The organism is Paraglaciecola sp. (assembly GCF_039964565.1).
In the GTDB taxonomy this organism is placed as follows: Bacteria; Pseudomonadota; Gammaproteobacteria; order Enterobacterales; family Alteromonadaceae; genus Paraglaciecola.
In genome coordinates, this window is record NZ_JBDVXF010000030.1 from 228,406 (window position 1) to 243,690 (window position 15,285).

At 40.4% G+C, this 15,285-nt stretch carries 12 protein-coding genes; 8 read left to right on the forward strand and 4 right to left on the reverse strand.

Going from position 1 to position 15,285, the window contains the following annotated elements; all coding sequences use genetic code 11:
* Window positions 1-17 precede the first annotated feature (17 nt).
* Both thrB and thrA read right to left on the reverse strand, forming a co-directional pair.
* A complete protein-coding gene (gene thrB, locus ABJK37_RS14205; protein ID WP_348355069.1) occupies window positions 18-1,013 on the reverse strand; it encodes a homoserine kinase in 996 nt (331 codons plus the stop codon).
* Window positions 1,013-3,475 (reverse strand): bifunctional aspartate kinase/homoserine dehydrogenase I, encoded by a 2,463-nt coding sequence (thrA, locus tag ABJK37_RS14210; RefSeq protein ID WP_348355072.1) that lies wholly within the window; start codon window positions 3,473-3,475, stop codon window positions 1,013-1,015. The genes thrB and thrA overlap by 1 nt, the downstream gene beginning before the upstream one ends.
* Window positions 3,476-3,958: 483 nt before the next feature.
* On the opposite strand from thrA, the gene ABJK37_RS14215 reads away from it, so the two are divergent.
* Together ABJK37_RS14215 and ABJK37_RS14220 are read left to right on the forward strand one after the other, a co-directional pair.
* Window positions 3,959-5,440: a methyl-accepting chemotaxis protein gene (locus ABJK37_RS14215; RefSeq protein ID WP_348355075.1), complete on the forward strand. Its 1,482-nt coding sequence runs from the start codon at window positions 3,959-3,961 to the stop codon at window positions 5,438-5,440.
* A 3-nt stretch (window positions 5,441-5,443) separates the two neighbouring features.
* Complete coding sequence (locus ABJK37_RS14220) at window positions 5,444-5,962, forward strand: DUF6436 domain-containing protein (protein WP_348355078.1); 519 nt, start codon at window positions 5,444-5,446, stop codon at window positions 5,960-5,962.
* 3 nt (window positions 5,963-5,965) lie between these two features.
* Here the strand turns inward: ABJK37_RS14220 and soxR are convergent, their stop codons facing one another.
* A complete protein-coding gene (gene soxR, locus ABJK37_RS14225) occupies window positions 5,966-6,418 on the reverse strand; it encodes a redox-sensitive transcriptional activator SoxR (protein WP_348355082.1) in 453 nt (150 codons plus the stop codon).
* A gap of 194 nt (window positions 6,419-6,612) precedes the next feature.
* On the opposite strand from soxR, the gene ABJK37_RS14230 reads away from it, so the two are divergent.
* The 5 genes from ABJK37_RS14230 (at window position 6,613) to ABJK37_RS14250 (ending at window position 11,989) form a co-directional block, all read left to right on the forward strand.
* Window positions 6,613-7,677 (forward strand): pyridoxal-phosphate dependent enzyme, encoded by a 1,065-nt coding sequence (locus ABJK37_RS14230; protein WP_348355085.1) that lies wholly within the window; start codon window positions 6,613-6,615, stop codon window positions 7,675-7,677.
* 145 nt (window positions 7,678-7,822) lie between these two features.
* Window positions 7,823-8,449, forward strand: coding sequence for a nicotinamide riboside transporter PnuC (gene pnuC / locus ABJK37_RS14235; protein ID WP_348355088.1), 627 nt, complete (start codon window positions 7,823-7,825; stop codon window positions 8,447-8,449).
* Window positions 8,449-8,988 carry an ATP-binding protein gene (locus tag ABJK37_RS14240; protein WP_348355091.1) on the forward strand — a complete coding sequence of 180 codons (540 nt, stop codon included), beginning with the start codon at window positions 8,449-8,451 and terminating at the stop codon, window positions 8,986-8,988. Before pnuC ends, ABJK37_RS14240 begins: the two co-directional genes overlap by 1 nt.
* Before the next feature lie 92 nt (window positions 8,989-9,080).
* Window positions 9,081-10,280: a saccharopine dehydrogenase family protein gene (locus tag ABJK37_RS14245; protein WP_348355094.1), complete on the forward strand. Its 1,200-nt coding sequence runs from the start codon at window positions 9,081-9,083 to the stop codon at window positions 10,278-10,280.
* A 161-nt stretch (window positions 10,281-10,441) separates the two neighbouring features.
* A complete protein-coding gene (locus ABJK37_RS14250; protein ID WP_348355096.1) occupies window positions 10,442-11,989 on the forward strand; it encodes a winged helix-turn-helix domain-containing protein in 1,548 nt (515 codons plus the stop codon).
* Here ABJK37_RS14250 and ABJK37_RS14255 read toward each other — a convergent pair.
* Window positions 11,973-13,628 (reverse strand): serine hydrolase, encoded by a 1,656-nt coding sequence (locus ABJK37_RS14255; RefSeq protein WP_348355099.1) that lies wholly within the window; start codon window positions 13,626-13,628, stop codon window positions 11,973-11,975. The genes ABJK37_RS14250 and ABJK37_RS14255 overlap by 17 nt on opposite strands.
* A gap of 341 nt (window positions 13,629-13,969) precedes the next feature.
* Between ABJK37_RS14255 and nspC the strand changes: the two genes are divergently transcribed.
* Window positions 13,970-15,109: a carboxynorspermidine decarboxylase gene (gene nspC, locus ABJK37_RS14260; RefSeq protein WP_348355102.1), complete on the forward strand. Its 1,140-nt coding sequence runs from the start codon at window positions 13,970-13,972 to the stop codon at window positions 15,107-15,109.
* Window positions 15,110-15,285: the final 176 nt, after the last annotated feature.

Sequence of the window (15,285 nt, forward strand, 5' to 3'; positions counted from 1 at the left end):
AAGAAAGCGTTACGCTTTCAAGAGTGGCTAACGGATGCTCCACTCGTGTCTAGCTGGCAGATATGACTAAAACCCGTGTCATTTTGAATATAGTTATCAGCTAGCCATTGATTAATTCTTTTAGCGTTTTCTAAATTGTCACATACAGCAAATACCGTTGGGCCAGAACCAGAAATTCCAAAAGCCAGCGCCCCATGTTGTTCTGCGAAGCTACGCGATTCGTCAAATTTTGGCAACAGTGACTTGCGGTAAGGTTCGGCAATCACATCAAACATCATAGCAGCTGCGAGCTTTTCGTCATTACGGTACAACGCATCAACAAACACAGCTAATTGACGGCCAAACTGGATAGTATTAGGCATTGAAACCTGTTTGGGTAGAATATCCCTTGCTGCTGCCGTAGAAACGCTGATCCCAGAATAACACGACACCCAATACCAGTTTTCAAACACAGGTAATTGCAACGCTACCTGATCTTGATGTTCGGCCATTAAGGTTAGACCACCAAGGAAGCATGGTGCAACATTATCGTAATGTACACTGCCACTTATTTGCCCTTCGAGTTTCCCCATCACTAACAACAACTCATTGTTATCGAACGGAGCGTGACCCAAATACTCAGTAAAAAACTGATTTAAAGCGCACAACGCCGCGACAATTGAACTGGCACTTGAGCCTAATCCACTGCCAATTGGCAAATGTTTATGCAAAGTTATTTTCAGCGCGGGCAAGGTATTCTGGGGATGACCTTGCTTTTGCAACTCAGCGATGAAGTGCTGGTAACAACGTGTCACTATATTACTTTTGGCGTCAGGCGGCAGCTTGTCTGCAAAACGTCCTTTCACCACTAAACTAAACTGCTCTGCTATTTCAATCTCAACTTCGTCTCCCAATAAACTACCGTCTATTGGTTTTAATGCTGCGCCAAGTAAATCAAACCCTAGACTTACATTGCCGATAGAAGCAGGCGCATAGGCCTTTAAGATAGTATCTTTCATTTTAGCATTTGACATTATAGTGATTGTTTCCATGGCATAGTGCGCATTACATCAGCAAATACACCCGCGGCCGTTACTGCAGCACCGGCTCCGTATCCTCTAATAACATAAGGTATTGGTTGGTAATAATGACTATGGATGGCCAAAGCATTTTCGCCCTCTTTTACCATGTATAGTGGGTGCGCCTCGTTAACTGCTTCAATACTAACCACACATTTACCATGTTCAATCGACCCCACATACCGCAGTACTTTGCCTTCTTCTTTCGCAGCAGCCACTTTTTCGGCGTAGTGGCCGTCTAATTCAGGTAACCGCGACATGAAGTCTTCAATGCTGCCACTGGCATCAAACGAAGACGGCAATATTGGCTCTATGGTAATATCAGATAATTCTAGCGTTAGCCCTGACTCACGAGCCATAATCAGCAGTTTACGTGCGACGTCCATACCACTCAAATCGTCGCGGGGATCAGGTTCAGTAAATCCATTTTCTTTAGCAATTTCCGTTGCTTGAGAAAGGCTCAAGCCTTCGTCTAACTTTCCAAAAACGAAAGACAATGACCCAGATAAGATTCCCTCAAACCGGACTAATTCATCTCCAGCATAAAATAAGTTTTGTAAATTATCGATAACAGGTAAACCTGCTCCTACAGTAGTTTCATAAAGAAACTGGCGATTAGTTTGCTGAGCAGTTTCTCGCAATAAATCATAAAATTCAGTGCTGGCGGTATTGGCCTTTTTATTTGGAGTGACAACATGAAAACCATCAAGCATCATTTGTGGATATTGTTCTGCAATTTGTGAACTACTGGTGCAATCAATAATAACTGGGTTAATTAAACTATTGTCATGTACAAAATTCATTAAGGTTTCGATGGAAAATTGTTTTTCACTTTGCTGCAGAGCTTCTTGCCAAGATATATTTAAGTCTATGCCATTAGATTCCAACAATAATTTTTTACTGTTGGCAATGCCAAACACTTTTAAACTGATATTTTTTTCGAGCAAAGATGCTTGCTGACGAGCGATTTGGGCCAATAATTCCTTACCAACACTGCCGCTACCTACTAAAAAAGCGTCTATGGCATGTAGATTAGAGAAAAAATTCTGATGGACTACTTTAACGGCTTTCTTCGCTTTACTTGATTCAATTACAGTAGAAATTGAACGCTCTGACGAGCCTTGTGCAATGGCTACATTGTTGACTCTAGCTTGAGCTAAGGAACTAAAGAATTTAGCAGCTAAACCTTGAGAATGTCTCATTCCATCACCCACTAAGGTAACAATCGCCAATTCATGACGCACTTCAATAGGATCAAGTAATTGATTGCTTAGTTCTAAAGCAAATGAATCTTCTAATAAATCACGCGCTCGGTTGGCATCTTTACTGTGAATACAAAAACTAATGCTGTATTCAGACGAAGACTGAGTGATAAGACTAATAGAAATATTCGCGTTAGACATGATTTCGAACACACGGCTAGCCATACCCACCATGCCTTTCATACCCGGACCTGCCACATTAAACATGGTCATATCATCTAAGTGGGATATGCCTTTTACACTCGTCCACTTAGTACTCGCTTCATTGCTGATTAAGGTTCCAGGCGCTGCAGGATTAAGAGTATTGCGTATCAAACAAGGGATATGATGCTGAGCGATAGGGCCAATCGTTTTTGGATGTAAAACTTTAGCACCAAAATAAGATAACTCCATAGCTTCTTGATAAGTTAGTTTATCAAGTAATACCGCGCCTTCTACTTGGTTAGGATCTGCATTGTATACGCCATCTACGTCGGTCCAAATTTCACAACATTCTGCGTCAATACAAGCTGCCAAAATAGCAGCAGAATAGTCTGAACCATTTCTACCTAAGGTGACTTTTTCTCCGCTTTCATTTACAGCAACAAAACCTGGCATAATTAAAATTTGCTCACCAGATGTGTTTACATCACTAAAGCGTGCCTTACTTGCAGATACATCAGCGATACTATCTAAATAATCGCCTTCAGCAACTATGTATTCAACAGGATCAATGATGCTGTTGCTGTGTCCCAACGCAGTTAAAATTTCGCTGAAAATATTGACACTAACGTATTCGCCAATACTCAACACCTTTGCAACAACTTGCTCAGGTGCACAACGCAACAAAGCAAAACCTTCTAAATGCTGATTTAAGTCGTTCAAGGTATCCTGAATAAAGTCCGCTAATTTAGCTTGAGAAAAGTTAGGTAAGTTAGACTGCAAATCATCTAATATTCCAAAAAGGACCATATTTAATTTGGCAAACAACTCTCCATAGTCTTTGCCTTCGGCCGCTTCATCACACAATAGCGACAAGGCATTGGTAACGCCCTTTGGAGCAGACAATACAACTGCCGCACCGTTTTCGGCATGACACGCGACACTGATGTCTTTGACTCTTAAGTAACGTTCTGCATCAGCGAGAGACGATCCGCCAAACTTCAATACCTTCATTTTTTAATTCCTTAAACGTTTCAACACTATCTTAATCACGTATTTATTAGAGCTACAAAAAAGCCCGCTGTGGTTGCGGGCTTTTTACGTGTAATTCTTATGCACTAGCCAGCGACCACCCTATTAAAGGTGATAATCATCATGCCGGTGGTGATTGTTATTATTTTTTTCATGGGTTCAATTTGCCGTATAGACGTCTATATGTCAACTAGCTGTTAGCGATGTTTTGTTATTTGATATAGCCGCTTTGTCATAAGGCACAATATTGACAGTCATCAAGATTGTGATTCCTTCATCAATTATGCTGTTAATAGAGGAGTAAATACTCTGGGCATGAGTATTTTGACATATTTTTACTAAAATAAGGTGTGATCTAAATAGCGAACAAATTAGTAACCAGAGCCCGGATTAAGAACAATTAAAAGTTACAAATATTTTGGAATTGTCGATAATATGTTAACAAGCAAATCAGAAGGGCCCCCTATGAAATATCCTTGGCTACAAAATGCTAATCAACTATTTAGAGTTGTTGTGGTTATTCAATGGCTAATATCGTTATTTATTGCTTATATGACATCCAGTTGGATAGAACCTTTTTTACTTGGTTTGCCAATTTTAGCTTTACCCATCATATTAAGTTACACCCACTCTGATAAGGCTATCAATCGATATGCGTTTGCCATAGCGGTACAACTCTTCGCCGCACTACATATTCAGCAATCTTACGGCATGACAGAGCTGCATTTCGAAGTGTTTGTCATGCTGGCGTTTTTATCTTATTTTCGTGATTGGAAAGCGATTGCGATTGGCACCGTTACTGTTGCTATACACCATATCCTTTTTTACTTCGTTCAAAGTAGTGGTGGTAACTTATTCATATTTGAAGAAGGTCGAGTAACGTTTTATATTTTGCTGATTCATGCCGCTTTTGCAGTAGCAGAAGGCGTAATTCTGGGATTAATGTCTAAAAATAGTTTTAATGAAGCCAGAGGAGCCGTGATACTAAACAACACAGTATCAGGCATTATGCATCAAAAAGGGGTGTTAAATCTTAAGGTTGAAATCCCTAACGACGTTCAAAGTATACAAGAATTTAAATCGTTAATTGATGCCTTCAAATCGTTAATTGAAGAGTCAAATAACCTTAGTAGCAACGTTTCTGCCGTAGCACAAAAAGTGAATACTTCGTCGAGCACCCTCAGTACCTCGGTCACTCTTAGCGCGGAACAAGTCAAACTCATTTCTGACTCAATTGAAGAAATGAGTCATACCATACAAGATGTTGCCACACGCTCTCAAGAGACTCATGTTCATGCTGAAAAAGCGAAAACTAGCACAGTAGAAACCAAAGATTCGATAGCGGGCTCTAGTGACAATGTTTCGCGTTTGAGGCAAACCTTAACTGTTGCATCAACTGCCATCCAAGCATTGAGTGACAAATGCAATAACATTTCAGAAGTCATGCAATCAATTAAATCTGTAGCCGAACAAACTAATTTATTGGCACTCAATGCCGCTATTGAATCAGCACGGGCTGGAGAACACGGCAGAGGCTTTGCCGTGGTAGCTGATGAAGTTAGGAACTTAGCTATTAAATCTAAAGAAAGTGCAGAAGAAATAGAACAAATTACAGTAGGCTTAATATCCAGCGCAAATTCTTCAGTCTCACAAATGAACGACTGCGTGGTAATGGTTGACGAAGCAGTTGACTCCTCAAGCGCTGCCATGGAACAAATGGATAGTGTCGTCAATAGCTTCCAATTGGTGTCTGACAATATAACCAACGTAGCGACTTCTGCCGACAGGCAATCAAAAAATGTCAACTCTATGAACGAATCAACTCACTTGTTGCGAGAATTATCGGCTGACGAACAAAGTAACGTCAACATTGTAAAAAACGAGGCGGTAGAATTAACCCAGTTATGCAACAAGCTCGAACAACAATTACGACAATTTTCGGTGTGAACTTTGTCAGCAAAGTGGATTGTCGCTCTATGGGGTGTGATATGTTTGGCCGGTTTATTGACTCTGTCTGTGAGCCAGCTAGACGAGTTTGATCCTCAATCAAAACTCGCCATAGCGTTAACTGATGTCGCATTTGAGCAAAAATTCATTTCCCAATTACAGCAACAACACAAATGGTTGGGGCAATCCCTTGTCCATTTTTCAGACACTAATTGTTTCTGTGAAACCATTGCGCAACCCCATATTGCTCGCTTATCTCAGAACATGCTCGACAACGGTTTCCAAAATATTCATATCAACATTAGCATACACCCTGAGTTCGCTCGTTTTGTTCCTTCCACACCTGCGGTGGCAATTATTGGCGCGCTTCAAGAGTTGATATATTTTGGCCCTTACGCTGAGGGCTATGGATGTTTAAGTGGAACCGGATTGGTAGATGCTATTCTTCCCAAATTGAATAGCCCTACAATCGAAAACAGCATACTCATTACCGACGCAAAAGGCTGTTATTGTCACACGTGAGGTTTACTCAACTGACTCGTTACTATCTAAAATAACTGGCCCTGGGCCGTCTTCTTCCAAGATATCATCAGGGTTATAAATAGGGCAATTTTGCATTGATAAACAACCACACCCAATACAACCATCCAATGAATCGCGCAGCTTAGTCAACGAATTGATTTGCTGATCGAGTTGTTGCTGCCAACGCTTAGACAATTGCGCCCAGTCTTTTTTGTCGGGCGTACGCTCGTTAGGCATATCTAAGAATGTTTGGTGAATACTTTGCAGGCTGATGCCTAACTTTTGAGCGGCTTTGATCACTGAAATTCTGCGTAACACATCACGTTTGTAACGTCTTTGATTGCCCTGGTTACGCCAACTACGAATCAAACCCTTTTGTTCATAAAAGTGCAAAGTAGATACCTTCACCCCGGTGCGTTTAGCCACATAACCCACTGACAAATTTGCGTCTTCCATTTGTGCTCCGCTTTTTAACTATCCCACCAAATATAGAGAAAAAAGCACTTTACCTCAAGTTAACCTGAGGTTTTATGATACTGCCATCAACAACACTATCTATTATTAAAACAAGGCAGCTATTATGAAAAAACTGAAACTAACCTTCAAAAAAGACTTTAAAAATTTTATTGAAAAATGCCTAAGTATCTACAATGGCACTATGTATTTTAAATAGTGAAACAAAGACCGAAGTTCTATTGGCTCACAAAGTTGTCACAACAAAGGTTTTTGTGGTTAAACGAGAATCGACTAATATAGCCGCAAGCAATAATCTTAGCCAAATGAGTGTTAACGAAACCTTGAATTTACAATCTTTAGCAGCGCAGTTGAATATAGCCTCACCATCAGCTGAATCAACAATTCAAACTGATTGGGCCAATCAAAATGGCATAACGCTCACTGTTAAAAGAGATGATTTGTTGCACCCTGTCATCTCGGGCAATAAATGGCGAAAACTTAAATATGCATTAGGCGTTGCGTCAAAAGCCAAGGTTCAACATATCATCAGTTTTGGTGGAGGATTTTCAAATCATTTACACGCATTGGGATACTGCTGCCACCACCTCAACATACAATTAACTGCAATTGTTAGAGGCAATTACTCGCTCAATCCTACTCCAATGTTGTTAGACCTAATGTCTTGGCAAACCGATATTCAATATGTAGATCGAAACACCTACCAACAACGAAGTGAACTCGATTATCTGCAGGCATTGCAGCAACAATATCCGGCAGCATCAATTATACCTGAAGGTGGTTCGCAATTGCTTGCCCTACAGGGTGTAAGCGAAATGATTGATGAGTTAAACAATACGTACGATTATATCCTAGCACCTATGGCAAGTGGCGGTACATTGGCAGGGTTGATCAGTGGCGTCGGCAAAAACAAAACATTTTCAAATTGTCAAATACTCGGGATCGGTGTATTGAAAGGCGAGGGTTACCTTGAAAAATTGGTTGCAGATTTATTAGAAGTAAATTCGTCCCAGGTGAACTGGCAAATTAACCACGATTTTCATTTTGGTGGCTATGGGAAATCCACTAATGAGCTTAGACAGTTTTGTGGTGACTTTCTTCAACAAACGGACATCCCCATTGAGCCAGTTTATAGTGGAAAACTGTTTTGGGGGATCAAGGCACTACTCAATGCCGGATATTTTCCAGAAAATAGTCGCATTTTAGCGCTGCACACTGGCGGTCTGCAGGGCGCAAGATAAGTCATTATTGCTTTTATCATCAAACTTACGGTAAATTGCCAATGGCTTAGCCCTCTACCCCTATCGTAAAAGGTCTTTTTTTGTATAAACACATCCTATTTTCGTTACAACAATCTCTGCCGTTGTTAAAAGAGTTCAAGTACTTATGAATTGGTATGATTGGTTAAGTGGTTTCGCGGGTGCTTCCCCTCTCGAATGGGTAGCGACTGTGTCTGGCTTTGTTTGTGTTTATTTAGTCATCAAACGCAGTATTTGGTGTTTTGCTTTTGGGTTTGTGCAAGTAAGCATTTACACCTGGATTTTTTATGATGTGAAACTGTATTCAGATATGGGTCTACATATTTTTTATATTGGATTTCAAATCTATGGGTGGCTGCTTTGGAAAAACGCCCAAGACACAACGGGACATGTCATTGTTAATCGCGGCACAATAAAAGAATATACTTTATGGTTAATGGCTATTGTCATTTGCACTCTGGTTTTGGGTAACATAATGCACACTAACACTGACGCGAGTTTCCCCTACCCTGACGCATTCACGACTTGCGCCAGCTTAGTTGCTCAGTGGTTACTATCACATAAAAAATTAATGAACTGGACTGTTTGGATTGTTGTAGACATTGTCGCTATTGCCATATATTGGCAAAAAGGATTATTTCCCACGTCGGCACTGTATGCCTGCTTTTTAGTTATGGCTATTATCGGCCAATGGCAATGGTATACACACCTAAACTCTAGTTCGACTTCCGCAAATAAAGGCGAGCACATTTAGTGATCAAGAAAATTGTATTTTTAGGTGGCCCGTCTACCGGTAAAACCACCTTGTGTGAAGCTCTAGCCAAAGATTTGGATACGATCACCGTGCCAGAATATGGACGGGAATATTGGATTACTCATCAAGTCGATCGGCGTTTAACCCCGCAGCAATTATTACATATCGCGAAAATGCAAAATCAGTGGGAAGACCAAGCGACATCGCACGCTAAACAATACTTATTTTGTGATACCAGTGCATTTACTACTTGGCATTTTGCGATCCATTACCACCAAACCGCATTGCCCGAATTAGAAAAACTCGCAAAGGACTGTTGGCAACGTTATGACCTAGTCGTGTTATGTAATGATGACATCCCTTATGATGATACATGGGAGCGTTCCGGTGACGCCAACCGCCACGAATTTCAGATGTTTAATCAGCAATACCTAAAAAATCACGAGATTAAACACATAGTTGTTTCTGGGAGTGTTTCCCAAAGGAAACAACAGGTGCTAACTGCACTTGGACTGACCTCAAAGGAATTGTGTTTTTAAATCCTTGGAACCTTCAATATTCAACTTGCACCTCATTAAATTACTGCTAGCATTCACCTTTTATTACATAACCTTGTTACTAGGAACACTCTATGTCCCGAGTTTTGATTATTGGTGCTGGCGGAGTAGCCGCAGTGACCATAAAAAAGTGTGCTCGTTTACCTGAGCTATTCGATGAAATTTATCTAGCGAGTCGCACGGTAGCTAAGTGTGAAGCACTACAAAAAGAAGTAGGAATAGACAGAGTCAAAGGTGTTTTTGCAGTTGATGCCGATCATGCCAGTGAAGTTGTTGCAGTCATCAATCAGGTCAAACCTGATTTAGTTGTTAATTTAGCGCTACCCTACCAAGATTTAGCGATAATGGATGCCTGCTTAGAAACAGGTGTGGACTATTTGGATACCGCCAATTACGAACCCAAAGACGTGGCTAAGTTTGAATATTCTTGGCAATGGGCTTATCAAGACAAATTTGAAAAAGCTGGCTTGATGGCTTTATTGGGCAGTGGATTTGATCCTGGCGTTACCAATGTTTACACGGCTTATGCAGCCAAACATTACTTTGACGAAATTCACTATCTCGATATTGTCGACTGTAACGGTGGCGACCATGGTCAAGCTTTTGCGACAAACTTTAATCCAGAAATCAATATTCGCGAAATCACCCAACGTGGGCGTTTTTACGAAAACGGCGAGTGGAAAGAAACCGATCCGTTGAGCGTACGTGAAGATCTTGATTACCAAAACATAGGTGTACGTGCTTCATATTTAATGTTCCACGAAGAATTGGAATCCATAGTTAAACACTTCCCAACTCTTAAACGCGCGCGTTTTTGGATGACATTTGGCGATGCATACCTGACTCACCTTAAAGTACTAGAAGGGATCGGCATGACCAGTATCGACCCTATTAATTTCCAAGGTCAACAAATTGTGCCTTTAGAGTTCTTGAAGGCCGTATTGCCAGATCCAGGTTCATTGGCTGATGGATACACTGGGCAAACTTGTATCGGTACTTATATAACAGGCGTAAAAGATGGCAAAGAAAAAACCATCTTTATTTACAACAACTGTGAACATGCCAAATGCCATGAGGAAGTAGGTGCACAGGCGGTATCCTACACAACTGGCGTTCCCGCTATGATCGGCGCATCTTTGATGCTCAATGGCACGTGGAAAAAACCAGGTGTTTGGAATATGGAGCAGTTTGATCCAGATCCCTTTATGGAGATGCTGAATATTCATGGATTGCCGTGGCATGTGATCGAGTGTGAGCAGAGCCCGTTTAATTAATACTAGTGCCTCAATGGATTGAGGCTTTTCATGTTTATGACATAAAACACATATCTAGTGTGGACACATTCTGTAAAAAAATAGTGCTATTAAATTAGCACTTCCCCCTTTATATTTCATATTCAATTTATCCAACGGCTACTTGTCAATCGAGAGTATGAATGCGTCAAATCGAAGTCCTCGATTTAATAATTATTCCTGATGAGTACAGTGTATCTCGCAATGGGCAATCCATTCAGCTACCCAAGTTATCCTATCAACTTCTCATATATTTTATCGAAAACGCCGGGCAATTGTGTACGATAGAACAAATATCCGAAGCGGTTTGGGGTGCAACAATTGTCAGTAACGATACTGTTGTGCAACGCATTACTTTACTTAGAAAATCCCTGGGTGACGATCCCAAAAAACCCAAATATATCGAATCTATCCGCGGCAGAGGATATCGTTTTATCCAAAGCTACCTACCTAGTAAACCACAGCGCAAAAAAACAAGCATATCCTTGCTTGCTTTTGGCTCAGCGCTTTGTTTAGTCACGGCATTTTGGCTTCAAAATAATTATCAAGTAGCCAACAATCCACTACTTCAAACTGTAGATTATGGGCTTGTAGACCGCGGTAATTATTACCTCGGCATAGGTCAAAGTGAGAACATCGAAAGAGCCATTGATTTGTTTAGGCAAGCCCTCGACATTTATCCAGATGATCACCACGCCCAAGTTGGACTGAGTTTGGCTCTTAGTCGTTCAGTATGTCGTTATGGACAAAATGCCAACCGTGCGCAAGAAGCTAATTCCTTAGCCTCTGCAGCGATAAAATCCGATGAAACCTATGCCTTAGCGCAGCACGCCTTGGCCTATTCTTGGGATTGCTTAGGCAACCTTGAGTTAGCATTGAAACACTATTTAATGGCAAGTGAACTGTCTGAAGATAATGCACGAAGTATTAGTTCTGCAGCGCATTTGTTCGAAACCAAAGGGCAATTATTAAAGGCTTATAGCTTCAATAAACAAGCAAAAGCCCTGCAATCTGACCAGCCGCTGGCCGACTTACAACTCGCCCGTATATATGAACTACTCAAATTTACATCTCAAGCAGAAGCTGCTTACCAGAAGCTTTTTATTTTGTATCCTGACAACGTATTTATCAACGAAGCCTTTCCTCGATTTTTGTTTTTTCAGGGGCGTTTTAACGAAGCAAAAGAAACATTTGAAAAAGTCATGGCCAGAGATATCAAGAGACATGACATTTTACTCAATTACGCCACCTTAATTTGGTTGTTGGAAGGTAAAGATGACGCGTTATCTTGGTTCAAACAAGCGGCTCAGGCAAATCCAAATTATTCATTTACCACGACCGTGCTAAAGATATTAGAAGGCCAATTTTCAGAATCACAAGGGAAAAGTAAGATTACTGAGATAAATACTCGCATCCAAAAGGGTGACACTTGGCCTATCAATTATATCGAAGCCTCGTTATTGTCACTTTGGGTGTTAAAGGATCAACAACAAGCTATTGAGTTATTGCACAAAAGTGTCAAATTGGGTTATTTAAACAGCGAATACCTAGCGATTTCCCCGCTATTCGCAGGTCTCAATGGATTGCCAGAGTTCTATCAAATAATTGATAATATTAATCAACAAAGAGCAACCTTGCATCAGACTTTTTTGGCGCAATATCCAGAACCCTTTGTCACTGCTCCAAAATAGCTGGAAGAATATAATTCTTCATCATTTGATTCACTTGTTTATGAGCATATTGGGTATTGTATGCTGTAGCAGTGATTACAATGACGTAGGGTATATCTTTGAAAATAAATATTTTATTACCACCGTTACCTGAAGCATAAGCGACTTCATAAACCTTATCATTTAAAACCAAATCATCATTCCAAAACAAATATCCGTAGTGCCCTTGAGCAACGCTTGCACCACGCTGAACTTGTTTACCAAGACTGGCATCTACCCATTCTTTGGGTAAAATTTGTTTGCCGTGCCATACACCTTTGTTTTTATAGAGTTGCCCATATTTCGCAAAGTCGAGTGCACGTAATTGTAGGCCACCAGCAGTATTCGCTACTTTTTGTGGCGTGTATTGCCATTGGTAAGTTTCAATACCCAGTGGTTTAAATAATTTTTCATGAGCGTAATGTTCAAGTCCTTGTGGTACTGATTGGTGGATAACGTCTCCTAACACAACGACACCGGCGGTAAAGTAACGCCAATCTTTTCTTTGTGCTTTCTCAAACATGGGTAAATCTAGTGCAAACTTGACCCAATCGTTAGTGGGATACATCTTGTCTTCATTACCGAGGGATTGTGGATCAGAATCGTTGCCGTCAAAATTAGAACTCATTGTGACCAAATCCTTTAAGCTCACTTTAGTTTTAGTGGATGAGTTATTCTTGAAGTTTTTGAAGTCGTAAAAATCAGCAAGGGGTTGATTAATACTATCAATGTACCCTTCTTCAATTGCGATACCTAACATAGAGGAAGCCACACTTTTGCCGACTGATCTGGGATCATGTAAGGATTTTCTGTCGGCACCGTTGAAGTATTCTTCAATGAGTAATTCACCCTCTTTGATCACTACAATACTGGAAATCCGTTTGAAATCATTTTGAGCAATCCTTTTGTTTAAGGCTTTGATTTTGTCTTGGTTAAAGGGTTGTTTCGATACTGTCCAGCCACTGTTGGCCTGAATGCGTTGAACCGCGATTTGCTGTTCACTAACCTTTGGCTTAGTTACCTTGATGGTTAGATCTCCTTTGGCCAGCAATTTTCCCGTTTTGATTTCTGCTAATTTTAAGTAAGGTCTTATTTCAATACTGAGCTGATGCTGACCTTCGGTTAACGCATCTTCACCGCCAAAGTGCATAAAACGCATCCACAAAAACCGTCCCCAAGAATCCTCATTCTTTACGCTGTAAAACGGTTTAAACAATACTACATCCTGGGATTTTTGTTTTGTTGTTCCCGCGCCTAGGTTCAGATTTTCGGTATAAACAAGCTGCTTATCCACTAAAAACGAGAATTGATAATTGCCCTGACTCACCACTTTTTCGGCAGGCCAATCTGGCATTAAATCACTCAAAGAATCAGATAACGGCTCGGATAAAAAGCTAGCGAAATATAAATTTTTGCTTTCGTTAATATCTATTGTATTTAGATAATCCTTAGCTTGATACTCATCAACGGGCTTAAGCACATTGGTAAAAAGCACTTTAGCCACATTGTGTTGTGGCTGAGTAGTTAACGATTCAATTGCGATGGCTTGGTGGACAAAAAGTACTAGACTCAAAGCCCAAACAAAGCAGGTAAATTTGGGCGTGACTAATCGAAATAACATGGTTGAATTTCCTAATAATGTTGGACTATCAAAACGTTACCAAGCCATGGTTAAATAAAACACAAAAGATACCTAAAGATTGCATGAAGGTTTGCTGAAGGTGAAATTTTCAATCGATAAAGCACTCAAACACAATATATGTGTCAACTTTTGTTGTGCACGAATTAACTTAGTTTTAGACAGTTTTCTCTCTAGATATTTAGGTGTAAAAAAACACTGACGAGTAGAAAGATAACTAAGTACTAAATTTAATCATACACAGTCAACTTTCACTTTAACTCTATTACTGTCAGAGATATTCTTAGCGGCTTACTTATCAGTGCCAAGAATGTACCCACAATATGACAAACCCAATGTTAAACCCTGCCATCCCTTCACCTTGTTATGTGTGTGAAGAAGCCAAGCTAGAAGCCAACTTGCAAATTATGCGACGTGTACAACAAGAGAGCGGTGTGGAGATTATCTTAGCGCTTAAAGGGTTTTCAATGTGGTCAACTTTTGGGTTAGTTAAACAGTATTTGCAAGGTTCAACTGCGAGTGCCGTTTGGGAAGCAAGGTTAGGAAAAGAAGAAATTGGCAAGCAAGTACATGCCTACTCTCCCGCATTTAAACCTAATGATATCAACGAGCTAGTGAAATTAGTTAATCACATCTCTTTTAACAGTTTAGGCCAATGGAATCGATATAAACAGCAGGTAATACAAGCGGGAATATCTCCAGGATTAAGAGTAAATCCTGAACATAGCGAAACAGAAACCGCTTTATATGACCCCAGTGCACCAGGATCCCGGCTAGGTATCAGAGCCACAGATCTTAAAGGCGCGGATTTAACAGGTGTCGAAGGATTTCATATTCACAATTTATGTGAGTGTGATTCCTTTGCCACCGAACGAACCATAGCAGCGGTCGAGCAAAAATTTGCAGAATGGTTGCCAGGTTTAAAATGGGTGAATTTTGGTGGTGGGCATCTTATGACCAGAGAAGGTTACGATATAGAGCACCTTATTGAAACATTAACGGCATTTAAACTACGCCATCCCCACCTAACAGTCGTTCTTGAACCCGGCTCTGCAGTTGCGTGGCAAACTGGTACCTTAGTGACTGAAGTGGTTGATATAGTCGAAAATGAAGAAAAAATAGCCATATTGGATATGTCTGCCACCGCACATATGCCGGACGTATTGGAAATGCCTTATCGACCCGAAGTCCGCGGTGCAGGTAAAGCAGGAGAAAAACCTTATACTTATAGATTTGGTGGTAACTCTTGTTTGGCTGGTGATGCCATTGATTTATATAGTTTTGACCATGAACTCCAAATTGGAGAGCGAATAATATTCGAAGATATGATCCACTACACTATGGTCAAAACCACCTTCTTTAATGGTGTTGAGCATCCTTCGATTGGTATATTACGTAAAGATGGTAGTTTTGAACTTGTGCGAAAATTTGAGTATACGGACTTTAAAAATAAATTATCCTAGTATGAATATGGCATGCGTGGCGTATCCCGAATTCAGGTTATCTTAGTCATCAGTGTTAAATACCATCTAAGCCTTTATTTTGATTATGGTTTACACTGAGACAGAGGTTGTTTAATCTAAAACATAAATTGGCCTAATATCCAAAGAGATAAAGCATAGTGCCCAATATATTATCC

Excerpts from the sequence above, each read along its gene's own strand:
- ABJK37_RS14255 (WP_348355099.1), bottom strand. The coding sequence starts at position 13,628 with ATGTTATTTCGATTAGTCACGCCCAAATTTACCTGCTTTGTTTGGGCT.
- ABJK37_RS14245 (WP_348355094.1), top strand. The coding sequence starts at position 9,081 with ATGTCCCGAGTTTTGATTATTGGTGCTGGCGGAGTAGCCGCAGTGACC.
- ABJK37_RS14230 (WP_348355085.1), top strand. The coding sequence starts at position 6,613 with ATGGCACTATGTATTTTAAATAGTGAAACAAAGACCGAAGTTCTATTG.
- thrB (WP_348355069.1), bottom strand. The coding sequence starts at position 1,013 with ATGTCAAATGCTAAAATGAAAGATACTATCTTAAAGGCCTATGCGCCT.
- thrA (WP_348355072.1), bottom strand. The coding sequence starts at position 3,475 with ATGAAGGTATTGAAGTTTGGCGGATCGTCTCTCGCTGATGCAGAACGT.
- pnuC (WP_348355088.1), top strand. The coding sequence starts at position 7,823 with ATGAATTGGTATGATTGGTTAAGTGGTTTCGCGGGTGCTTCCCCTCTC.
- soxR (WP_348355082.1), bottom strand. The coding sequence starts at position 6,418 with ATGGAAGACGCAAATTTGTCAGTGGGTTATGTGGCTAAACGCACCGGG.
- ABJK37_RS14215 (WP_348355075.1), top strand. The coding sequence starts at position 3,959 with ATGAAATATCCTTGGCTACAAAATGCTAATCAACTATTTAGAGTTGTT.
- ABJK37_RS14250 (WP_348355096.1), top strand. The coding sequence starts at position 10,442 with ATGCGTCAAATCGAAGTCCTCGATTTAATAATTATTCCTGATGAGTAC.
- nspC (WP_348355102.1), top strand. The coding sequence starts at position 13,970 with ATGACAAACCCAATGTTAAACCCTGCCATCCCTTCACCTTGTTATGTG.